Annotated in this window: 22 protein-coding genes; 9 read left to right on the top strand and 13 right to left on the bottom strand. The window is 73.1% G+C overall.

Translation table 11 applies throughout. The features are described from left to right. The first annotated feature begins 56 nt into the window (after positions 1–56). Entirely contained in the window at positions 57–797 is a 741-nt protein-coding gene (locus Q3Y56_RS15175) for a thioesterase II family protein (protein WP_304462463.1), read from the top strand. A gap of 151 nt (positions 798–948) precedes the next feature. Continuing rightward, on the top strand, positions 949–2,049 hold the full coding sequence (locus Q3Y56_RS15170) for an aminopeptidase P family protein (RefSeq protein ID WP_304462462.1): 1,101 nt from the start codon (positions 949–951) through the stop codon (positions 2,047–2,049). Between the two features lie 73 nt (positions 2,050–2,122). Here the strand turns inward: Q3Y56_RS15170 and Q3Y56_RS15165 are convergent, their stop codons facing one another. The 3 genes from Q3Y56_RS15165 to Q3Y56_RS15155 form a co-directional block, all read right to left on the bottom strand. Continuing rightward, a complete protein-coding gene (locus Q3Y56_RS15165) occupies positions 2,123–3,118 on the bottom strand; it encodes a zinc-binding dehydrogenase (protein ID WP_304462461.1) in 996 nt (331 codons plus the stop codon). Between the two features lie 67 nt (positions 3,119–3,185). Continuing rightward, the gene (locus Q3Y56_RS15160; protein WP_304462460.1) at positions 3,186–4,148 is read right to left on the bottom strand and encodes an LLM class flavin-dependent oxidoreductase; all 963 of its coding nucleotides are present in this window, start codon (positions 4,146–4,148) and stop codon (positions 3,186–3,188) included. Positions 4,149–4,191: 43 nt separating this feature from the next. Further along, positions 4,192–5,388 carry an NAD(P)-binding protein gene (locus Q3Y56_RS15155; RefSeq protein WP_304462459.1) on the bottom strand — a complete coding sequence of 399 codons (1,197 nt, stop codon included), beginning with the start codon at positions 5,386–5,388 and terminating at the stop codon, positions 4,192–4,194. Between the two features lie 202 nt (positions 5,389–5,590). Between Q3Y56_RS15155 and Q3Y56_RS15150 the strand changes: the two genes are divergently transcribed. Continuing rightward, positions 5,591–6,241 (top strand): pentapeptide repeat-containing protein, encoded by a 651-nt coding sequence (locus Q3Y56_RS15150; RefSeq protein WP_304465620.1) that lies wholly within the window; start codon positions 5,591–5,593, stop codon positions 6,239–6,241. Positions 6,242–6,281: 40 nt separating this feature from the next. On the opposite strand, the gene Q3Y56_RS15145 is transcribed toward Q3Y56_RS15150, so the two are convergent. From Q3Y56_RS15145 to Q3Y56_RS15135, 3 genes are all read right to left on the bottom strand, one after another. Next, entirely contained in the window at positions 6,282–6,779 is a 498-nt protein-coding gene (locus tag Q3Y56_RS15145) for a hypothetical protein (RefSeq protein ID WP_304462458.1), read from the bottom strand. Between the two features lie 112 nt (positions 6,780–6,891). Further along, complete coding sequence (locus Q3Y56_RS15140; protein WP_304462457.1) at positions 6,892–7,977, bottom strand: S-(hydroxymethyl)mycothiol dehydrogenase; 1,086 nt, start codon at positions 7,975–7,977, stop codon at positions 6,892–6,894. Between the two features lie 138 nt (positions 7,978–8,115). Continuing rightward, the gene (locus tag Q3Y56_RS15135; RefSeq protein ID WP_304462456.1) at positions 8,116–9,729 is read right to left on the bottom strand and encodes a M4 family metallopeptidase; all 1,614 of its coding nucleotides are present in this window, start codon (positions 9,727–9,729) and stop codon (positions 8,116–8,118) included. 405 nt (positions 9,730–10,134) lie between these two features. Between Q3Y56_RS15135 and Q3Y56_RS15130 the strand changes: the two genes are divergently transcribed. Beyond that, a complete protein-coding gene (locus Q3Y56_RS15130) occupies positions 10,135–10,668 on the top strand; it encodes a Scr1 family TA system antitoxin-like transcriptional regulator (RefSeq protein WP_304462455.1) in 534 nt (177 codons plus the stop codon). Between the two features lie 50 nt (positions 10,669–10,718). Here Q3Y56_RS15130 and Q3Y56_RS15125 read toward each other — a convergent pair whose 3' ends face one another. Further along, positions 10,719–11,033 (bottom strand): hypothetical protein, encoded by a 315-nt coding sequence (locus Q3Y56_RS15125; RefSeq protein WP_304462454.1) that lies wholly within the window; start codon positions 11,031–11,033, stop codon positions 10,719–10,721. Between the two features lie 409 nt (positions 11,034–11,442). Continuing rightward, on the bottom strand, positions 11,443–12,018 hold the full coding sequence (locus Q3Y56_RS15120) for a TerD family protein (protein ID WP_304462453.1): 576 nt from the start codon (positions 12,016–12,018) through the stop codon (positions 11,443–11,445). 150 nt (positions 12,019–12,168) lie between these two features. Between Q3Y56_RS15120 and arfB the strand changes: the two genes are divergently transcribed. Then, a complete protein-coding gene (arfB, locus tag Q3Y56_RS15115; protein ID WP_304462452.1) occupies positions 12,169–12,597 on the top strand; it encodes an alternative ribosome rescue aminoacyl-tRNA hydrolase ArfB in 429 nt (142 codons plus the stop codon). A 133-nt stretch (positions 12,598–12,730) separates the two neighbouring features. Beyond that, complete coding sequence (locus Q3Y56_RS15110; RefSeq protein WP_304462451.1) at positions 12,731–13,138, top strand: hypothetical protein; 408 nt, start codon at positions 12,731–12,733, stop codon at positions 13,136–13,138. Between the two features lie 53 nt (positions 13,139–13,191). On the opposite strand, the gene Q3Y56_RS15105 is transcribed toward Q3Y56_RS15110, so the two are convergent. Further along, a complete protein-coding gene (locus Q3Y56_RS15105) occupies positions 13,192–13,752 on the bottom strand; it encodes a flavin reductase family protein (RefSeq protein ID WP_304462450.1) in 561 nt (186 codons plus the stop codon). A 441-nt stretch (positions 13,753–14,193) separates the two neighbouring features. On the opposite strand from Q3Y56_RS15105, the gene cdgB reads away from it, so the two are divergent. From cdgB to Q3Y56_RS33520, 3 genes are all read left to right on the top strand, one after another. Next, a complete protein-coding gene (gene cdgB / locus Q3Y56_RS15100; RefSeq protein ID WP_304462449.1) occupies positions 14,194–15,990 on the top strand; it encodes a diguanylate cyclase CdgB in 1,797 nt (598 codons plus the stop codon). Between the two features lie 250 nt (positions 15,991–16,240). Then, positions 16,241–16,714 carry a hypothetical protein gene (locus Q3Y56_RS33525; protein WP_369696753.1) on the top strand — a complete coding sequence of 158 codons (474 nt, stop codon included), beginning with the start codon at positions 16,241–16,243 and terminating at the stop codon, positions 16,712–16,714. A gap of 26 nt (positions 16,715–16,740) precedes the next feature. Further along, positions 16,741–17,298: a carbohydrate-binding protein gene (locus Q3Y56_RS33520; RefSeq protein ID WP_369696752.1), complete on the top strand. Its 558-nt coding sequence runs from the start codon at positions 16,741–16,743 to the stop codon at positions 17,296–17,298. Here Q3Y56_RS33520 and Q3Y56_RS15090 read toward each other — a convergent pair. The 4 genes from Q3Y56_RS15090 to Q3Y56_RS15075 form a co-directional block, all read right to left on the bottom strand. Then, on the bottom strand, positions 17,288–18,151 hold the full coding sequence (locus tag Q3Y56_RS15090; protein WP_304462448.1) for a class II fructose-bisphosphate aldolase: 864 nt from the start codon (positions 18,149–18,151) through the stop codon (positions 17,288–17,290). The genes Q3Y56_RS33520 and Q3Y56_RS15090 overlap by 11 nt on opposite strands. Positions 18,152–18,214: 63 nt before the next feature. Next, positions 18,215–19,168: a 1-phosphofructokinase family hexose kinase gene (locus Q3Y56_RS15085; protein ID WP_304462447.1), complete on the bottom strand. Its 954-nt coding sequence runs from the start codon at positions 19,166–19,168 to the stop codon at positions 18,215–18,217. 175 nt (positions 19,169–19,343) lie between these two features. Beyond that, on the bottom strand, positions 19,344–20,609 hold the full coding sequence (gene nagA / locus Q3Y56_RS15080; protein ID WP_304462446.1) for an N-acetylglucosamine-6-phosphate deacetylase: 1,266 nt from the start codon (positions 20,607–20,609) through the stop codon (positions 19,344–19,346). Continuing rightward, a complete protein-coding gene (locus Q3Y56_RS15075) occupies positions 20,609–21,550 on the bottom strand; it encodes an ROK family protein (RefSeq protein ID WP_304462445.1) in 942 nt (313 codons plus the stop codon). Before Q3Y56_RS15075 ends, nagA begins: the two co-directional genes overlap by 1 nt. Positions 21,551–21,636 lie beyond the last annotated feature (86 nt).

The raw sequence follows: 21,636 nt of genomic DNA, 5'->3' as shown, positions 1-21,636 counted from the left end.
CCACAGCGGTCCCACAGGGGGCCACAGCGGTCCCCCGGCGAGGAGGCGAGCGGACGATGACCGTCGGCACCGAGAGCACCTGGTTCCGTAGATACCCGGTCACCCGGCCCCGCGCCCGGCTGCTGTGCCTGCCGCACGCGGGTGGCTCGGCCAGCTTCTTCCACTCCTGGGGGCACGCCCTCGGGGCGGACGTCGAGGTGCTGGTGGCGAGCTACCCGGGGCGCCTGTACCGGATCTCCGAGCCGTGCATCGAGCACATGGACCCGCTGGCCGAGGCGGTCACGCGGGAGATCCTGCCGTTCCTGGACGTGCCGCTGATGGTCTTCGGGCACAGCATGGGCGCCTCGCTGGCGTACGAGGTGGGGCTGCGGCTGGAGAAGGAGCACGGCACCGCGCCGGCGGGGCTGTTCGTCTCCAGCCGGAAGGCCCCGCACAAGGTGGTGCCCAACCAGGTGTACCTGGGCGGCGACGACGCGCTCATCGCCTATGTGCAGGGCTTGGGCGGCACCGACGCGAGCATCCTGGACAACCCCGACCTGCGCGAACTGGTGCTCCCCGCGATCCGGGCCGACTTCCGGATCGTCGGGACGTACGAACCGCGGCCGCCCGTCCCCGTGGGCTGCCCGATCTTCGCCTACGTGGGCGACAGCGACCGCTTCGTGAACGTGACGGACATGCGGGCGTGGGGCGATGTGGCGACCGGCGGGTTCGACGTCAGGGAATTCCACGGCGGCCACTTCTATCTGGCGGGGCAACAGCCGGCTCTGATCCGGGACGTGGTGGCCCGCATGCCGTGAGGACGCGGCAGCCGCTGGGCGGGCTGCGGGCGTGGTGGCGGTGAAGGGGAAGGCGGCGCGGCAGGCGTCGGCCAAGGGCGGGGTGGCCCTCCGGCGGCCGGAGGGCCGGGTTCCTATCGCGAGCCGGTCGCCGTTGCGCGATCCTGGCGCCATGACCCTCGTCGACTACGCCGACCGCATGTCCCGCGCCGCCCGAGCGGCCGCCGACGCCGGGCTCGCCGGGCTCGTCATCACCCCCGGCCCCGACCTGACCCACCTGTGCGGCTACCAGCCCGTGGCCACCGAGCGGCTGACCGCGCTGCTGCTGGCGCCCGGCCGTACGCCCCGGCTGCTGGTGCCCGTACTGGAACGGCCGGACGCCGAGGCCGCGCCCGGCGCCGACGCCACCGAGGTCAGCGGCTGGATGGACGGCGGCGATCCGTACGAGGCACTGGCCGGGCTGCTGCCGCCCGGCCGCCGCTTCGGCATCTCCGACGGGGCGTGGGCCATGCACCTGCTGGGGCTCCAGCGCACGCTGCCCGACACCGCGTACTCCGCGCTCAGCGAGGCGCTGCCGATGCTGCGCGCGGTCAAGGACGCCCACGAGGTGGAACTGCTGGCGGCGGCCGGAGCGGCGGCCGACGCCGTGTTCGAGGAGATCGTCGGGGTGCGCTTCGCGGGCCGCCGGGAGAGCGACATCGCCGCCGACATCAGCGCGCTGCTCCGCGGATACGGCCACAGCCAGGTCGACTTCACCATCGTCGGCTCCGGCCCCAACGGCGCCAACCCGCACCACGAGGCGGGGGACCGGGTCATCGAGGACGGTGACATGGTGGTGCTCGACTTCGGCGGCCTCAAGGACGGCTACGGCTCCGACACCACCCGTACGGTGCACGTCGGCGAGCCCACCAAGGAGGAGTTGAAGGTCCACGAGGTGGTGCGCGAGGCCCAGGAGGCGGCGTTCGAGGCGGTACGGCCCGGGGCGGCCTGCCAGGACATCGACCGGGTCGCGCGGAAGGTGATCGGCGAGGCGGGGTACGGCGAGTACTTCATCCACCGGACCGGGCACGGCATCGGCGTCACGACGCACGAGCCGCCGTACATGGTGGAGGGCGAACACCTCCCCCTGGTACCGGGGATGTGCTTCTCGATCGAGCCGGGCATCTATCTGCCGGGCCGCTTCGGCGTGCGCATCGAGGACATCGTGACGTGCACGGAGACGGGCGGCAGGCGGCTGAACAACACGGACCGCGAGCTGCGCATCGTGGTGTGACACCCCCGGCGGCTCCCACCGAAGGGCTCTGCCCGGCCGGGACAGGCTCGGCCGGGCAGGCCCGGTCAGGGGCTCACGGCGTCAGCACGACCTTGCCCATCGTGCCGCGCGTCTCCAGCGCCCGGTGCGCCGCGGCCGCCTCCGACAGCGGGAAGCGCTGTACCGCCGGTACCAGCTGCCCCGAGGCGACCGCCGCCATGGCCTCGTCCTCCAAGGCCCGCAGCTTCTCCGGGGTGTCGATCAGGTTCCGCCACTCCGGGCCGCCGAACAGCGACCGGGAGACGATGCCGCGGGCGGCGGTCTCCTCCTCGGTCAGCTCCAGCGGGCTGCCGGAGGACCAGCTGATCACCAGGTGGCGGCCGCCGGAGCCGAGCAGGGCGACGGCGCCGCGGGCCAGTTCGCCGCCCACCGAGTCCATGACGACGGTCGCCTTCGCGCCGCCCAGTGCGGCCAGTGCCTGGTCCGCCCAGCCCTCGGCGGTGTAGTCCACGGCGACGTCCGCGCCCAGTTCTCGCACCCGCGCGACCTTGGCGGGGCCGCCCGCGAGGCCCACGACCGTCGCACCGAGGTTCTTGGCGTGCTGCACCACCAGCGAACCGATGCCTCCCGCGGCGGCGGTCACCACCACCACATCGTCCGCGGCCAGGTCGGCCAGGCGCAGCAGCCCCATGGTGGTGCGGCCGGTGCCGATCATGGCGATCGCCTGGTCCTCGCCCACCTCGTCGGGGAGTTCGTGCAGCTTCTCCACCGCCACGACCGCCTTCTCCGCGTAGCCGCCGGGCACCATGCCCAGGTGGGCGACGACGCGGCGCCCCAGCCAGCGCGGCTCGACGCCCTCGCCGAGCGCGTCGACGGTGCCCGCGACCTCGCGGCCGGGGATGGTGGGCAACGCCGGTAGCGCGTGCGGGCCGCCGCCCGTGTCCCCCTGGCGGAGAGTCGTGTCGAGCAGGTGGACCCCGGCGGCGGCCACCGCGATCCGGACCTGGCCGGGCGCGGGCTCGGGGTCGGCGACCTCCTCGTAGACCAGGTTCTCGGCGGGACCGAAGGTGTGGAGCCGGATGGCGTGCATGGCGGTTCTCTCCCAGATGTCGGGTGACGGAGTACGGGTCGTGGGGATACGGGCGGCCGGTGCGCCGTCAGAGCAGTGCGCGGGCCTCGGCGAGCAGTTCGTACTGCTGCCGCCAGTTGCCGGCCCCGGTGCTGAGGACGATGCGGTCGGCTCCCGCGGCGGCGAACGCGGCCAACTGCTCGGCGGCCGCGGCGGGTTCGCCCGAGATCATGACGGAGTCGGCCTGATCGGCGGGTACTTCGTATGTCTCGGTCAGCAGCTTGGCGACCTTCTCGCGGTGTGGCGCGGCCGGTCCGAGGCCGAAGGGCAGGGCGACCGAGACCCCGGGCGGCGACGGGTGGGGGCCGCCGGTCCGCGTCAGCTCCGCGAGCAGTTCCCGGCCCGCCGCGAGCAGCAGCGGCGGCATGAGCGCGGGGAACCAGTGGGCGCCGTGCTCCGCGGCGCGGCGCAGCGCGCGGCCGGAGGTGCCGCCGATGAGCAGCGGCGGTGCGGCGATCCGTGGCGGTGTGAGGGCCAGCTCCGGTTCCCCGGGACGGTCGGCGAGCCGCACGGGCGCGCCGGCCAGCAGGTCCGGGAGCAGTTCCAGCGCCCGGTCGAAGAGCGCGTCACGGTCCTCGTACGACAGACCGGCCGCGCGCCACGCCGTCGTGTCGCGCACCCCGCCGCGCCACCGGGACCGGGGCCCCGCCCCTCCGGAGCCGACGCCGAGCAGCAGCCGCCCCTCGGAGAGGTGCTGGAGGGTGGCGATCCTCTGGGCGGCCTGGGGGAGCGGGTGGAGCGGCAGGTGCAGGACACCGAAGCCCACGCGGACCCGCTCGGTGACGGCGGCGGCCATGGCTAGGGCGAGGCCGCCGTCGACCACCTGGGTCCGGCCGATCAGGTGGTCGCCGGTCCATACGGACTCGAAGCCCAGTTCCTCGGCCCGGCGGGCGGCCGCCTTGATCTCGCGGGCCCGCCCTCCGGGCTCGGGGCCGAGCGTGGGGAGGAAGACCCCGATCTCGGGGGTGGTCGGCCGCGCTGTCGTCGTCATGCGACCACCCTCCAACTTCAACTTAAGTTGAAGTCAAGGGGAGTTATGACGCGGCGCGTGTGACGCGCGGCACCCCGGCGGTCCGGGTGCGGTTGGCGGCATGGGCGCCCAGCGCCAGCGCGGACGCCTCCAGGGCGCTGTTGAACGACACCTCGCAGAGCAGCCCGGGCGCGGCGACCTGATCCCCCGCCAGGTAGACGTCGTCGCCGCGCACCACGGCGGGCCGGTCGCGCCAGGTGGTCCCCGGGTAGTCCAGCGCGCCCGTACGGCCCGTCGACAGTGCCTCGCGCCGGAAGGTCGTACGCTCGCGCCAGCCCGGGAAGCCCAGGTCCAGCAGGTGCTCGGCGCGCGCGATGCCCGCCGCCCGGCTCTCGCCGGGTGCGACCGGGATGTGGCCCTGGATCAGCTGCTCCCCGGCCGGTGCGAGGCTGCGGTCCTGGGTGGTGAAGCGCTCGATCCAGCCGGGGGCGTCCAGGTCGGAGACGACGAACGCGTCGCCGCGCCGGGTCGCCACCCCCAGGTCGAACAGGGCGGTACGGCCGCTCTCCCCGGTCAGCGACGGATCGTCGAGCAGGGTGCGGGCGGCGGCCAGCGAGGTCGCGACGATCACCGGGCCGTGCCCGGCGGGCAGCGCGCCGAGCGAGTCGACGCGCGCCGCCGTCTCGATCGTCACGCCCAGCGAGCGGGCGCGGTCGGCCATCCGGTCGATGATCCCGCCCCAGCCGCCGCGCACGTAATGCGCCTCGGGCGGCATCGAGGTCGCGCGCCGGAACCGTTCCTGTACGAAGGCTGCCGACAGCTGCCCGGGGTCGTGGTGGAAGAGCGCGACGCCGGTGTAGTTGGCCGCCGCGCGCGCCGCCGCCTCGCCGACCCGCTCGGCCGCCCAGCCGGCGAAGTCCCGGTCCACGGGCGCCACGCCGTACCTCAGCCTGAACATCCCGAGCGGCGGCACGCGCCGCAGCCGTCCGCCGCGGTGGAACCGGAACCGGGCGCCCGCCTGCGGCGGCAGCGTCGCCAGCTTGCCGATGAGCCCGCGCTTCTTGAGCCAGGGCCAGTGCGGGCCGCCGTTGTAGAGGGCGTGCGGCCCCTCGTTGGTGCGGTACGGGCCGTCAGCGGTACGGGCCCGGCCGCCGAGCGACTGATGGGCCTCGTACAGCGTGACGCGCGCGCCCGCCTCGGCGCTGCTGATGGCCGCGGTGAGACCGGCGAACCCGCCGCCGATGACGGTGATGTGGTGCATCTGCCGTTCCCTTCCGAAGGTGTGGAGTGGTGGTCGCTTTCGCTGTCGCGGGTACGACGGACGGGCGGGCCGCGGATGTGACATCGGGCCGTTGTCAGTGGTGCACGTCACGATGGAGGGGCGAAGGGCGGTGACGATGACACGGCGGAGCAGCCAGGACGGTACGGACGGGGACAGGAGCAGGGACAGGGACGGGGACGGGGTGCGGGCGCCCCGGCGGCCCGTGCTGTCGCTCCCCGCGCTACGGGCCCACGACGGCCGGGAGCTGGCGCGGGAGGGTGACTACGACGGGGTGGAGTTCGCGGACGCGGACCTGGGCGGGCAGGACGGGCGGGGCAGCCGGTTCCTGGACTGCGCGCTGCGCCGCTGCGCGCTGGACGAGACGGTGCTGAGCCGCGCCCGGATCCTGGACAGCGTCCTGGAGGAGATACGGGGCGTGGGCACCGACCTGTCCGGGGCGACGCTGCGGGACGTGGAGGTGCTGCACGCGCGGCTGGGCGGGACGCAACTGCACGGCGCGGCGCTGGAGAGGGTGGTGGTGCGCGGCGGCAAGATCGACTACCTGAACCTGCGCGACGCGACCTTGAAGGACGTCGTCTTCGAGGACTGCGTGCTGGTCGAGCCCGACTTCGGCGGGGCGCGGCTGGAGAGGGTCGCGTTCGTGGGCTGCGCGCTGCGCCGGGCGGACTTCTCGGGGGCGCGGATGGCGGAGGTGGACCTGCGGGCGGTGGCGGAGCTGGATATCGCGCGCGGCGTGGACCGGCTGGCGGGGGCCGTGATCAGCCCGACTCAGCTGTTCGACCTGGCGCCGGTGCTCGCGGCGTGGCTGGGGGTGCGGGTGGTGGGCGCCTGAACAGCAGGGCCGGGGCCGGGGCGGAGCCCCGGCGGTCGGGCTACACGCGCGGGAACCGCGCCAGCACGTCCCAGACCACCGGGTTGTCGCCCAGCCCCTCGTGCATGTCCGTGAGGTCCGCGACCAGGTCATGCAGGAAGTCGCGGGCCTCGCGGCGCAGCGCGGCGTGGTTGAAGGTCAGCGGCGGCTCCTCCGCGGGCACCCAGTCGGCGGTGACGTCCACCCAGCCGAAGCGGCGCTCGAAGAGCATCCGGTCGGTCGACTCCGTGAAGTCCAGCTCCGCGTACTGCGGCCGTGCGGAGCGGCTGCCCTGCGGGTCGCGGTCGAGGAGCTCCACGATGTCGCACAGCGCCCACGCGAAGTCCAGGACCGGCACCCATCCCCAGGCTGTGGACAGCTCGCGGTCCTTCTCCGCGTCCGCGAGATACACGTCCCCGCAGAACAGGTCGTGGCGCAGGGCGTGCGTGTCCGCCGTGCGGTAGTCGGTCTGCGGAGGGTCCGGGAAGCGCCGGGAGAGGGAGTAGCCGAGGTCGATCACCCGTCGATGGTGTCACGGGGACGCGACCTCGGCAGCCAAGGGAGCCCGCCCGGCAGCCGAGGGAGCCCGCCCGGCAGCCGAGGGAGCCTGCCCGGCCGTACCGCGCACCGCCTCACATCACGACGACCGATCGCAGCACCTCACCCCGCCCCATCTTCGCGAACGCCTCCTCGATCCCGTCCAGCGTGATCGTCTCGGTGACGAACGCGTCCAGGTCCAGCCGCCCCTGCCGGTACAGGTCGATCAGCAGCGGGAAGTCGCGGGACGGCAGGCAGTCCCCGTACCAGGACGACTTGAGCGCGCCGCCGCGCCCGAAGACGTCCAGCAGCGGCAGCTCCAGCTTCATCTCCGGCGTGGGCACGCCGACCAGGACGACGGTGCCCGCCAGGTCGCGTGCGTAGAAGGCCTGCCGGTAGGTCTCCGGGCGGCCCACCGCCTCGATCACCAGATCGGCACCGTGCCCGTCCGTCAGCTCCCGTACCGCCTCCACCACATCCGCGTCGCGGCCGTTGACCGTGTGCGTGGCGCCGAGCGAGCGCGCCCACTCCAGCTTCCGGTCGTCGAGGTCCACCGCGATGATCTTCCCGGCGCCGGCCAGCCGGGCCCCGGCGACCGCCGCGCAGCCCACGCCGCCGCACCCGATGACGGCAACGGAGTCGCCGCGTCCGGCGGCGCCGGTGTTCAGCGCGGCGCCGAGCCCGGCCATCACGCCGCAGCCGAGCAGCCCGGCGGCGGCCGGGGACGCGGCCGGGTCCACCTTCGTGCACTGCCCCGCCGCGACGAGGGTCTTCTCGGCGAACGCGCCGATGCCCAGGGCGGGGGAGAGCGGCGTGCCGTCGGTGAGCGTCATCGGCTGGGTCGCGTTGTGGGTGGCGAAGCAGTACCAGGGACGGCCGCGGCGGCAGGCCCGGCACTGGCCGCACACCGCACGCCAGTTGAGGATGACGAAGTCGCCGGGCGCGACGTCGGTGACCCCGGCGCCGACCGACTCCACGACGCCCGCGGCCTCGTGGCCGAGCAGGAACGGGAAGTCGTCGTTGATCCCGCCCTCCCGGTAGTGCAGATCGGTGTGGCACACCCCGCACGCCTGCACCTGCACCACGGCCTCGCCGGGACCGGGGTCCGGGATGACGATCGTCTCGACGCTGACCTGCTCGCCCTTGCCGGACGCGATGACGCCACGCACCTGTTGAGTCATGGCAGCAGCCTAGGCGCGGGAGAGAACGGAGGGGACGAAAACGGGCCGCACCGGGGGGTGGCCGGTGCGGCCCGCCGCACTGACACGCGGGGCGTCAGCGGATCACATGACGTCGGTCGCGGTCATGTGGCATCGCGGTCACTTGACGTTGATCGCCGTCCAGGAGGCCGCGACCGCCTTGTACTCGGCGCTGCCGGACCCGTACAGGTCGGCCGCCGCCTGGAGCGTGCCGGTGCGCGCGCCCGCGTAGGTGGTGGTCGAGGTGAAGTACGTGGTCAGCGCCTTGTACCAGATCTTGGTGGCCTTGTCCCGGCCGATGCCGGTGACCGTGGAGCCGTCGTAGGTCGGGCTGTTGTAGCTGACGCCGTTGATGGTCTTGGCGCCGCTGCCCTCGCTGAGCAGGTAGTAGAAGTGGTTGGCGGGACCGGAGGAGTAGTGCACGTCCACCCGGCCGATGCCCCGGTACCAGTAGTCCTTCGACGCGCCGTCGCGGCTCGGCTTGTCCTGGTAGCGCAGCGGGCTGCCGTCGCCGCGGATGTCGATCTTCTCGCCGATGAGGTAGTCACCGGCGTCGGCGGAGTTGGCGGCGTAGAACTCCGTGGCGGTGGCGAAGATGTCGGAGGTCGCCTCGTTGAGCCCGCCGGACTCGCCGCTGTAGCGCAGGCCCGCGGTGTTGGAGGTGACGCCGTGGGTCAGCTCGTGCGCGGCCACGTCCAGCGAGGTCAGCGGGTTGGTGTTGCCCGAGCCGTCGCCGTAGGTCATGCAGAAGCAGCTGTCGGACCAGAAGGCGTTGACGTAGTTGTCGCCGTAGTGGACCCGGGTGTACGCGGCCTTGCCGTCGTTCTTGATGCCGTTGCGGCCCAGCACGTTCTTGTAGAAGTCCCAGGTCGTGGCGTGCCCGTAGTGGGCGTCCACCGCGGCGCTCTGCCGTCCGCCGCCCCAGACGTCGTCGGCGTCGGTGAACAGCGAACCGGTGCCGGATGTGCCCTGGTTCAGGTCGTACGTCTTGTGGCCGCCGTGCGTGCCGTCGGTGAGGTTGTACGAGCCGCCGCTCTGCGTGGTGCCCAGCGGGACGTTGCCGCTGTAGTCGCCGGTGCCGGTGCCGGTCTCGATGCGCTCGTCGGCGAAGAGCTGCTTGCCGGTGGCGGCGTCGGTGACGACGTGCAGCTCGCTCGGCGTCCCGTCGTGCTGCAGCCCGGTGACGACGGTCTCCCAGGCCAGCACGGGCTTGCCGGAGGCGGCCCAGACGACCTTGCGCGGCGCGGCGGCGTCGGCCTTGCCGTTCTTCTCGGCGTCGGCGGCCTTGAGCGCGGTCTTCTTCGCGCTGGACGCGGACTTCTCCGGGGCGACGGAGGCCACGGATATCCGCGCCCGCACCGCCTTCGTCACACTCTGCTTGCCGTTCTTCTTCTCGTGGACCACGAGGTCGCCGCCGAGGACCGGGAGCCCGACGTACGTGCGCTCGTAGCGCGTGTGGACCGTGCCGTCCGCGTCCTTGACGACGTCCCGGACGACGAGCTTCTCCTTGCCACCGAGCCCGAGGGACTCGGCCTGCGCGGCCGCTCCGGCCTGCGCGTCCTTGATCGCGCTCGCGCGCTGGTCGGCCGAGAGCAACACGGCCGTGGCGCCGACCTCGCGGTCGGCCTTGGCACTGGCCGAGCCGGTCTGCACGCCGATGACGACCATCGCGGCCGACGCGACGAGCGCCGCGCCGCGGAGGGCGTTCTTACGAGAGGAAACGGTACGTCTCACTCGATACTCCTTGCAGGGGGCCGCTGGGTGGCGGCCACGTGGGGGCGGACGGCCTTGGGTGGGGCCGGTCCGAAACTGCACAAGTGATGCCGATGTGGTGCCGTTTGGTGGTGCAAGGTGGTGCCGATGTCCGCGTATGAGACGCGGGACCACGCGTGTGCCGTAAGTGGCGCATAAGCGGGTCGACCAGAGACTGGCACTGATTGCCGGTTTCTGACAGGCAAGTAACAAGAATTTCACCGTTGAATGTTCGTTTGGGGGCGACCTCTGTCCGATATTTGGCGAACTGGACCTGGTTTGGGGGCACTTCACCTACGGTGAGCAGCAGGTGACCGGCGATGGAAGAGGTGCCCGATGCCGCCAAGGAGGCCCTTCCCGGGAAGGGGCAAGCGATCACCGCGCGTGATGTTCGCGGAGGAACTGGCGCGGTTGCGCGAGGAGTCCGGGCTGTCCTACAGGGAGCTGTCGGACAAGGTCGGGTGGGGCCACACGCACCTGTACCACATGGAGAAGGGCGCGAGCCTGGGCGGCCCGGAGGCGGTCGAGGCGCTGGACACGTTTTACGGGACGACGCCGCTGCTGATGCGGTTGTGGGAGATTGCCAGGGACGGTTCGTTGTTCCGCGACAAGTACAAGCGGGCTGTGGAGCTTGAGGCAGAGGCCTCGGTCATCGAGCGCTTCGTCCCAGGAATCATCCCTGGGCTCCTCCAGACGCCGGCGTATGCGCGGGCGCTGCTGTGGTCCGCTCCGCATGGACCGGAGAACTCACCAGAGCTGGAGGAGCAACTTGCCGGGCGTCTCAGCAGGCAGGAGATACTACGACGCCGTCCCGCGCCGCAGTTTCGCGCCGTCATCGGTGAAACGGCTGGTCCTCGTTCGTCTCGGCCGTCAAGCGCGGCGAGTTCCCCGGCGCGTAAGCCCAGCGCTCCCCCAACATGACGGCGGGCCCCCGCGAGTGCGGGGGCCCGAACCGTATGCCTCGGCCGTGTTCAGCGGCTGGTCGGCGACAAGCAGAGCATGCTCTGAACGTGACCGCGGCGCGTGACCGTGTACCGGGCCTGGCCGGGGGCGCACTGGTCGCCGGTGCTCTCCTTGACCTTGTACTCCGCCCTGCTGTCGCCGCAGGGGACGACCTCAAGGTCGGGAGCGCTGTTGGATCCCTGGTTCTCCACGCATTCGCCGACGTCGATCGAGTTGGCGTCCTGGCTCGCGCTGGCGCTGGCGCGCGCCGCCGGGGTGGAGGGGGTGTCGGTGCTCTTGCCCTGGTGGGTGAAGATCCAGACGCCGGCGCCGATGGCGGCCACGGTGAAGACGATGGCCTTGATCTTGGTCTGCTGGTTGATGCGGCTGCGCCGCGGCGGGGGCTGCGGGGCGGGGGCAGGGGCTCCGGGGTAGCCGCCCTGCTGCGGATAGCCGTACTGCGGCTGGTGGGGCTGGCCGTAGGGGGTGTAACCGCCTTGGGGCGGAGGTGGGGTGGACAGGGGAGACTCCCTTGAGCGGCGGTGCGGTCGTACGTGAGATCGAGTTGATCACCGTACGGTAGCCGCCGGAGTCGCCGGTTCGGAGCGCGGGAGGGGGCCGTGACACGGGTGTTACTCCCTCGGGGCCGAGTTGGTGACCTCGTGGGTGCCATGCGCCGGCCACGCACACACGACGGCGGCCCCCGACAGAAGTCGGGGGCCGCCGTGCTGATCAATCAGGCTCGGCCTGGACTCAGACGTTGACGCCGAAGTCCTGGGCGATGCCCGCCAGGCCCGCGGCGTAGCCCTGGCCGACCGCGCGGAACTTCCAGTCCGCGCCGTTGCGGTACAGCTCGCCGAAGACCATGGCGGTCTCGGTGGCGGCGTCCTCGCTCAGGTCGTAGCGGGCGATCTCGGCGCCGCCGGCCTGGTTGAGGATGCGGATGTACGCGTTCCGGACCTGGCCGAAGTTCTGGCTGCGGGACTCGGCGTCGTAGATGGAGACCGGGAAGACGATCTTGTCGACGTCGGCGGGCAGGCCCGCGAGGTTGACGTTGATCTGCTCGTCGTCGCCCTCGCCCTGGCCGGTGAGGTTGTCGCCGGTGTGGACGATCGTCTGGTCCGGCGTGGACTTGTTGTTGAAGAAGACGAAGTGCGCGTCCGAGTAGACCTTGCCGCTCGGGTTGACGGCGATGGCGCTCGCGTCGAGGTCGAAGTCCGTGCCGGTGGTGGTGCGGACGTCCCAGCCGAGGCCGACCGTGACGGCGGTCAGGCCCGGTGCCTCCTTGGTGAGCGAGACGTTGCCGCCCTTGGACAGGCTTACAGCCATGGGGAGTCCCTTTCGTATTCGAGTCGTCGGGCTTCGTGACTCCACGAAGCTACCGTCATCCTCCATAACGCGAAGCGCGCGCCGCGGGTTCCACGGGGGCGTGTGGAAATGCGGGTGACGTTCGGGTGTGCGACGGGGGACCATGGGGGCATGCCTGGGCCCTACGTCATCCGCGGTTCGGTCTCCCTGCCGGAGGCCGAGCTCATGTGGCGTTTCTCGCGTTCCTCCGGCCCCGGCGGGCAGCACGTGAACACCAGCGACAGCCAGGTCGAGCTCCGGTTCGACCTGGCGCGTACGCAGGCGCTGCCGCCGGTGTGGCGGGAGCGGGCGCTGGAGCGGCTGGCGGGCCGCCTCGTCGACGGGGTCGTGTCCGTGCGCTCCTCCGAGCACCGCTCGCAGTGGCGCAATCGCGAGGCGGCGGCCGTCCGGCTCGCCGCGCTCCTGGCGGAGGCGACCGCTCCGCCGCCCAGGCCGCGCCGCCCGACCCGGATCCCGCGCGGCATCAACGAACGGCGGTTGCGGGAGAAGAAGCAGCGCGGCGAGACCAAGCGCGGGCGCAACGGGCGCGACTGGGGCTGATGCGGCCCCGATCGGGCCCAATTGCTGCATTCCGGTGGTTTCGCGGTCGCACAGAGCGCCTCATACATATCGCAACTGAAATTCCGTTATCTACGACATATCGGAATTTTCTCTTCGTGAGTGAGGTGGCGTGATGTTCGCTTCGACGCATCGTGTCCTGGCTGTCGTGGGCCTCATGGTGGCGGCCCTGTTCGCCCCGGTGGCCGGTGTGGCGACCGCGGTGGGGGACCCGGATGTGTACAAGGTCGAGAGCGAGGACGAAAAACGCGTCGACTGTGGGAAACAAGACCACGGGCCGGGCCAAATGCCCGAGCGAGGCAAGGAGCAAGGGCAGGGCCAGGGCCAAACCGCGACCCGCCCTGGGAGCCCGCTCAAAATCAACGGCTTCGACCTGCTCGACCTCAGGCTGCTTCATTACCTGCGGGACTGGAACGACAACACCGGTAAGTGCACCCGCACCGATGGCCGGGACCGCCGGGACCGCAAGGACGAGCAGGACCCCCGCAGGAGGTTCGACATCCTCAGCTTCAGCGAGCGCTAGGTCCGCATCCGCAGAGGGGCGGCTTCCAAAGGAACGGCCCGCGGTCGCTGCCGTCAGCCCAGCCGGCGGTAGCGGCCGCGGAAGTACGTCAGCGGCCCGGCGGTCTCCGTGCCCGACGTCCGCGCCGTCAGCACTCGTCCGATGACGAGTGTGTGGTCCCCCGCCGGCACCCGCTGCTCCGTATGGCACTCCAGCGACGCCAGCGCCCCGTCGATCAGCGGCGCGCCCGCCGCCTCGCCCCGGGTGTACCGGGTGTCCTCGAACAGCAGCCGGTCGCTGATCCGCCCCTTCATGGCGAAGCGCCCGGCGATCTGCCGCTGCTCCTCGGAGAGGATCGACACCGCCCACAGCGGCCGGCGCGCCAGCAGCTCGTCCATCCGCGACTCGTTGCGCAGGCTGACCATCACCAGCGGCGGGTCGAGCGACACGGACAGGAACGCGGTCGCCGTCATGCCGACGTCCTCGCCGCGCGGGCCGTCCTCCGGGTCGTGCGCGGTGACCAGCACCACGCCCGCGGCCAGCCGCGACAGCGCGGCCCGGAACTCGTCGTCGCTCACCCCACCAGCATGGGGCACAGCGGTCTCCTGGGGCGTGGAAGGCGTCGTCTGAAGCACACCAGCACGCTAACCGGGCCCTGTGCGCGGCCGCATCGGGCGCCGGGACCAGCCGGGCGTAGGTCCCGGGGCGGAGGTCGCCCGCCCCGTCGGCCGCTTCCCCGCCGCGCGGCCACTCGCGTCCCCGCCGCCCCCGTCGGCCGCATCCCGCCGCGCGGCCACTCGCGTCCCCGCCGCCCCCGTCGGCCGCCTCCTCGCCGTCTTCGCTGATCGCCACCCTCGGCGACCATCCCGTCCCGTCGACGATTTGCTAATCGGAAAAGTCGGAGCGCTCCCACACCCTCTGTGCAGCAACGAGATACGGACTGTGACATGAGTCACAGCAGGGGGGAATTGTTGACCCTGTGTACCTGCCGGGCAGCTCGCTGTGATTCAGTGGCCGTGGCAATCGGACGACAAGAAGCCAGGAGTTGCTGTCGAGGTCTCGGGGGAGAACGAGCGATGGAGACCGAGTCGGAGCCGTACATCCGTCTTGCGACCCTGCGGCAGCTGCACCAGGTGGTCGCCGATCTGAATACCGCCCGCAGCCTGGCCGACACGCTCCAGACGGTCGCCGACGGCATCATCGCCGGCCTCGGCTATGAGCTCTCGGCCGTCAACCTGGTGCGACCGGACGGTGATCTCGTCGTCGCCGCCGTCGCGGGCAGTCCGGGCGCCGAGGCCCTGATGGCGGGCCGGGTCGGGTCCCGCAGCTCGTGGGAGCGCCGGCTTGCGCTGGGGGACCGCTGGGGCGACCTGCGCTTCGTCCCGTACACCGAGGGCTGGGTCCTGGACGACGACGACGTCCCGCAGTGGCACACCCCCGGACCCGCGCCCCGCTTCCCCGACGAGTGGCATCCCATGGACCGCCTGTTCGCCCCGATGTACGCCGCGGGCGCCTCCGGCGGGGAGCTCATCGGGGTGATCTCGGTCGACAAACCGCGCAACGGCCGCCGCCCCGGCGCGTGGGGACGCGAAGCCCTCCAGATGTACGCCTTCCATGCCGCGATTGCGATCGGCAACGCCCGACTGCGCGCAAACATGCAGCGCGCGCTGGTCCGGCTGGAGCGGGACCAGCAGGCCCTGCGCGCCAGCGAGGAAAGCTTCCGGCAGGCCTTCGAGTACGCGCCCAGCGGCATGGCGATCGCGGAGATGGGCGGCGACCAGCACGGCCGCCTGCTGCGCGCCAACGACGCGCTGTGCCGGCTGCTCGGCCGGCCCGCCTCGGTGATGCGCCGCTGCTCGTTCTCCGACCTCGTGCACCCCGAGGACCTCACCACCTTGTTGCGGACCTCCGCCGAGGGCGGCCGCGCCGAGCTGCGGCTCGCGCGCCGCGACGGCACGTTCGTATGGGTCTCGCTGCGGAACTCCGTGGTCGCCGACGCCGCCGACGGGCCGCGCTTCCTGCTCACCCACGTCGAGGACATCGAGGAGCGCAAGCGGCACGAGATCCAGCTCGCGCACCGTGCCAGCCACGACGCCCTGACCGGGCTGCCCAACAGCGCCGAGCTCCGCGCCCGGCTCAGCTCCCGGCTCTGCGCCCACCCGCCCCGTCCGGCGCCGACCGGGCACGGTCACCCGCTCGGCGGGGGCAACGGCTCCACGGCGGAGGGGCGGCCACCGGACCCGGCCCGGCCCGGTCCGGACGGCTACGGCTCGGACGGTTACGGCCCGGCCGCGTCCGGTCCGGACGGCTACGGTGCGGAGGGCTACGGCCCCGAGGGCTTCGGGGCGGACGGCTTCGGTCCGGACGGCTTCGGGGTCGACGGGTACCGGGCCACCGGCGCCATGGCCGCCGACGTCGGGCCCTTCGACCACCACGTGCACACCACCGCCCCCGACGAGGAGGTCGACGACGGCCACAAGGGGCTGGCGGTCCTCTTCTGCGACCTCGACGGCTTCAAGTCGATCAACGACCGGTTCGGCCACCACACGGGCGACGCCGTCCTGATAGAGGTGGCCCGGCGGCTCTCCGGCGGGGTGCGCGACGGCGACACCGTCGCCCGGCTCGGCGGCGACGAGTTCGTGGTCCTCGCCGACGGCCTCGGCCGGGCCGACGCGGCGGATCTGGCGGTACGGCTGCGCAACGCGATCATCCCGCCGATCCGGGTCGAGGGCCGGGCGGTGCGCGTGGGCGCCAGCTTCGGCATCGGTTGGGCGGCCTGCGGCATGTCGGCCGACGAGGTGCTGCAATCCGCGGACCAGCGCATGTACGTGGAGAAGCGGTCCCGGGCCAAGGCCAACCGCAGGGCTGGATGATGTAACGGGGGCCGCGTGCCTTCGCCCGATCGGGGTAGGCTGCGCCGGGTCGGCGGTGCGTCGACGGTGAATCGATCATGAATATTGTCCATCCGGACAGCGGGGACCCTGACGAAGCCGCCCCGGCCCTGATATGAGCTGTCCTGCCGCGTGTGCGGAGAGCGCGTGTGCGGAGACGCGCGGGCGCGTGTCCGCGAAGCGGCGGCGCCTGAGCGCCGATGGCCATATGCATTGGAGAGTGACGAGAGGGATGACGGCCGGCAACAACGGCTCGGACACGCCGGAGAACGACGACCCCTTCGCCTACCTGTACCGACAGGAGGGCGAGCCCTCGGGTCAGGCCCAGCAGGGCCCGGCAGGGGCGGCCGCCCCCCGCACCGGTGGTTACGGGTACCCCGGCCCCGGCACCGGCACCCCGCACCAGCCGGGCGTACCGCGCACCTCGTACAACCACGTACGGGCGGTGGGTGAGCGCACGTACGGCCAGCAGGTCCCGTCCCAGCACGCTCAGCATGGCTACGGGCAGCAGGGCGCCCCCCAGGGCAGCCCCCAGGGCTACGGCCAGCCGGGCTACAACCAGCCGGGCTACGGCCAGCAGAACGCCCACTACGCGGCCCCCGAGACCCTCCCCGGCGGCGCCCCCCGCCGCCCCGCCCCGGCCCGCACGGCGCCGGCCACGGCGGCAGCGGCGGCGGCCGCGGCCCGAACACCAAGGGCCTGCTGATCGCCGCCATCGCGGTCGTCGCCGTCGTGGTGGCGGGCATAGGGGTCGCGCTGCTCACCAACAGCAGCGAGAAGAAGAAGGACGAGGCCGACGGCGGCAACGACCGCCCGACCGCGGGTTCGAGCGTCAAGCCGAGCGAGGAGCCGAAGCCCGACCCGGCGAAGCCCAAGCCGCTGCCGACCCAGGACGCCTCCGGGCTCACGCTGGCCGGCGGCACGGCGCCCGCGAACACCATCAAGGGCGCCAAGGCGAAGGACGGCACGTACGTCGCGGGCATCAACGCCCCTGGCGCGTCGGCCACCTGGAGCGTCAACGTCGAGAAGGCGGGCTCGTACAAGCTGTACGTGGGCTACGGCGTCCCCGGCGAGGACCAGAGCCTCTCGCTCACGGTCAACGGGACGAAGGCCGGCCAGCCGATCAACATGGAGAACTTCGCCAAGGGGCCCAAGGGCGACTGGGAGAAGGGCTGGACGTACACCTACTCCGTAGTCCAGCTCAACGCGGGCACCAACACCGTGAAGATCTCCTGCGAGGCGGGCGACAAGTGCGCGGTCAACCTCGACCAGGTCTGGCTCAAGAAGTAGCCGGGGCCGCAACCAGCCCCAGGAAGTGCGCCACGGTCCGGGCCATCGCGTCCCGGGCCGGGGCCAGGTACTTCCGGGGATCCACCGCCGCCGGGCGGTCCGTCAGGTAGCCCCGCACCGCGCCGGTGAAGGCCGTGTTCAGGGCCGTCCCCACGTTGATCTTCACCATGCCGGCGGCGACGGCCCGCCGGATCTCCCCGTCCGGGACGCCGGACGAGCCGTGCAGTACCAGCGGCACGGGCACGGCCTCCCGGAGCCGGCCGATCAGAGCCTGGTCGAGTGCCGCCGTGCGCTCGGTCATGGCGTGGGTGCTTCCCACGGCGACGGCGAGCGCGTCCACGCCGGTGTCGGCGACGTACGCGGCCGCCTCCGCCGGATCGGTCCGGACACCGGGCGCGTGCGCGTCCAGCGGGGGCTCACCGTCCTTGCCACCCACTCTCCCCAGCTCGGCCTCCACCCAGATCCCGCGCTCGTGCCCCCAACGCACCGCCTCCGCCGTCGCCTTCACGTTCTCGGCGTACGGCAGCTTCGACGCGTCGAACATCACCGAGCCGAAGCCTGCCGGGTGCGCGGCCCGCAGCAGCTCGCCGTCCTCGACGTGGTCGAGGTGCAGCGCGAGCGGGGCGCGCGAGGAGCGGGCGACGGCGGCCATGGCGGCCGCGAGCGGGCCGAGGCGCCCGCCGTGGAACTTCACGGCGTTCTCGGACACTTGGAGGAGCGCGGGCAGCCCGGCGGCCTCCGCCCCGGCCGCGATGGCCTCGGCGTGCTCCAGGGTGATGACGTTGAACGCGGCGACCCCGTGACCTGCCGCGCGCGCCGCGCGGACCAGCTCCCCGGTGGTGACGAGCGGCATACGTACCCCAATCCCGGGCCGAGCCCGGCCCGTTGACGTCGGCCCGTTGGTGCTTGCGCGCGGTTACGCCGCCGACCGTATCTCGCTGACCTCGATCCGGGGGAGCAGTTCCGCGTACGTCGCGCGGTCGAACTCGCCCGCCGCGGGGGCCCGTACGGTCGCCGCCGAGAGGGCCACCGCGCGCGCCAGCCGGTCCGGCCAGGGCAGGCCCTCGACCAGCCCGGACAGCAGGCCGGCGACCGCCGAGTCGCCCGCGCCCGTCGGATTGCCGGCGAGCCTGCGGGGCGGCGTCGCGCGCCACGCGCCGTCCGCCGTCACCGCGAGCATGCCGTCCGCGCCGAGCGACGCGGCCACCGCATGCGCGCCCCGCCGCCGGGCGTCCCGGGTGGCGCGCAGCGGCTCGGCGAAGCCGGTGAGCCCCGCCAGTTCGTCGGCGTTGGGCTTCACGACGTCGGGGCGGGCGGCTATGCCCCGGCGCAGCGCCTCCCCGCTGGTGTCCAGCAGCACCGGCACGCCCGCCGCGCGCGCCTCCCGGACCAGTTGGGCGTACGTCCCGACCGGCACCCCCGGCGGCAGACTGCCGCACAGCGCCACCGCGGCCGCGTCGCGCAGCAACCTGGCGTACGTGCCGGTGAAGGCCGTCCACTCAGGTGTGGTGACCAGCGGGCCCGGCTCGTTGAGCTGGGTGGTGTCGCCGGACGCGTCGTCCACGACCCCCACGGTGCGCCGGGTGGTACCGACCACGCCCACCAGCGCGTCGGTGACGCGTCCGTGCGCCGGATCGGTGACGCGTCCGTAGGCGGCGAGACCCTCGCGCAGCGCGGCGCCCGTCGGGCCCCCGGCGAACCCGGTGACGACGGTGTCGTGGCCGAGCGCGGCCAGTACGCGCGCGACGTTGAGGCCCTTGCCGCCGGGCCGTTCGACGACCTCGGTGACGCGGTGGGAGGCGCGCGGCCGGAGCCGGGGCACGCGGTACGTGATGTCGAGGGCGGCGTTGAGCGTGACCGTGAGGATCACCGTGGAGTCCCCTCTCCCCTGGCTCGTGACCGGACCGGCTCTCCCGTCTCATCCGTTGTGCGCCAGCGATCATGCCATCGCGGACTCCGGCGGGCGACCCCTCGTACTCCCACTGTTATCTCGCGGAGAGGGGGCCGTCCACCACCGGTACGCGGCCGAAGGGACGAGCCGACGGTCAGCGCACGGGCGGCCCGACCAGCCAGGTGCCGTGCCGCATGACGCCCACCACCTCGAAGGCGTCGTTCAGGACGACGAGGTCCGCGTCCTTGCCCGGCTCCAGGGAGCCCACGCGCTCGTCCACCCCCAGGACCCGCGCGGGCGTCGCGGACAGCGCGCGTACGGCCTGCTCCACCGTCAGGCCGTCGAGCGTGACGGCCCGTTGGAAGGCGTGGTCCAGGGTGAGGGTGGACCCGGCGATCGAGCCCGCCGTGGGCCCGTCGCTGATCCGCGCGACCCCGTCCCTGACCTCGACCGTCATGGGGCCGAGCGGGTACCGCCCGTCGCTCATCCCGGCCGCGCCCATCGCGTCGGTGATGAACGCGACCCGGTCCGCGCCCGCGCGCCGGAACGCCAGGCCCAGCACGGCCGGGTGCAGATGCGTCCCGTCGTTGATCAGCTCGACGGTGACCCGCTCGTCCTCCAGCAGGGCCGCGATGGGGCCGGGCGCGCGGTGCAGCAGCGAGGGCATCGCGTTGAACAGGTGGGTGGCCACGGTGGCCCCCGCCTCGATCGCCTCCAGGGTGGCGTCGTACGTGGAGTCGGTGTGGCCGACGGCGGCGACGACGCCGTGGTCGGTGAGCAGGCGTACGGAGTCGAGACCGCCGGGGAGCTCGGGCGCGAGCGTCATCATCCGCGCGGTACCGCGCGCCGCGTCGACCAGCTTCCGTACGTCGGCGGGGTCCGGGTCCCGCAGCAGCGACGGCTGGTGCGCCCCGCAGCGGTGCGGCGAGATGAACGGCCCCTCGAAGTGGATTCCGGCCAGCTCGCCCTCCTCGACCAGCTCGGACAGCGCACCGGCCTGGCGGGCGAGGTCGTCCAGGTCGCCGGTGACGGTGGAGGCAACCATGGTGGTGGTGCCGTGGGCCCGGTGGGTACGGGCGACGGTGAGCGCCTCCTCGGCGGTCCCGGCGGAGAAGGACGCGCCGCCGCCGCCGTGGACGTGCATGTCGACGAAGCCGGGGACGATCCAGTGGCCGGAGAGGTCGAGGACGGCTGCCCCCCCGCTTCGGCCCGCGGCGATACCGCTCGCGCCCGCGGGGCCCCCGTTTCCGCCCGCGCTCGCACGGGCAGACCCGCCGCCGTCGTCGACCGGCGTGCCGTCGGCTCCGGGCATCGGCCCGGCGGCGGTGATGCGCCGCCCCTCGACCGTGACCTGTCCGTCGTCGACCACGCCGGTCGGCAGCACCACCCGGGCACCCGCGAGAACCGTTCGTCGCACCATCAGGCGGATACCTCCGTGGAGTCCGTGGAGAGAAGATCCCAGGCGAGCAGCCCTGCGCCCAGGCAACCGGCGGTGTCCCCGAGGGCCGCCGGGACGATGTCGGGGAGTGTCTGGAAGGTGATCCGCTCGGCGACCGCCGCGCGCAGCGGCGCGAACAGCGTCTCGCCCGCTTCGGCGAGCCCGCCGCCGATGATGAGCGTCCGCGGGTCCAGCAGGGTGACGCCCATGACCAGCCCGTCGGCGAGCGCGGCCACCGCCTCCCGCCAGACGGCGCGGGCGCGGGGGTCGCCCGCGTCGACGGCCTTGGCGCAGTCGGCGGCGTCGGCGCCCGGGCCGCCGCCGGCCGCGGACCAGGCGCGGCCGACGGCGGCCGCGGAGGCCAGCCGCTCCAGGCACCCGGCCTGCCCGCAGCCGCAGGCGGGGCCGCCGGGCCGGACGATCAGATGGCCGATCTCGCCGGCGGAGCCGTGCGCGCCGGGCTCGATGCGGCCGTCGATGCCGATGGCGCCCGCGATGCCGGTGCCGAGCGCCACGTAGAGGAAGCGGCCGGCGCCGTCGCCCGCGCCGATCCGGCCTTCGGCCAGGCCGCCGACGCGTACGTCGTGTCCGAGGGCCACCGGGACCCCGGCCAGCCGGTCGGCCAGCAGGGCGCGCAGCGGTACGTCGCGCCAGCCGAGGTTCGCCGCGAAGACGGCCACGCCGCGGGCCTCGTCGATGACGCCGGGGACGCCGACCCCGGCGGCGACGGCCGACTGGCCGAACCGCCGCTCGCCGGTCGCGCGCAGGTCGTCGGCGAAGTCCAGAATCCCGGCGACGACGGCGTCCGGCCCGCGCTCACGGCCGGTGGGCCGCCGCGCCTCGTACAGAAGCGCGCCGTCCGCCCCGACCAGAGCGGCCTTCATGCCGGTGCCGCCCACATCGAGGGCGATGACGTGTTCCACGTGGACAGTGTCGCCTGCGCGCCCGCAAGAGGTCTAGTCCACTCGCGGGTGTACCGCCACACAGCGGCGGGACCGGTTCCGGCTGC

Source organism: Streptomyces sp. XD-27 (assembly GCF_030553055.1).
In the GTDB taxonomy this organism is placed as follows: domain Bacteria; phylum Actinomycetota; class Actinomycetes; order Streptomycetales; family Streptomycetaceae; genus Streptomyces.
Note: the sequence above shows the minus strand (reverse complement) of the source record. Positions and strands in the feature narration are given on the sequence as shown.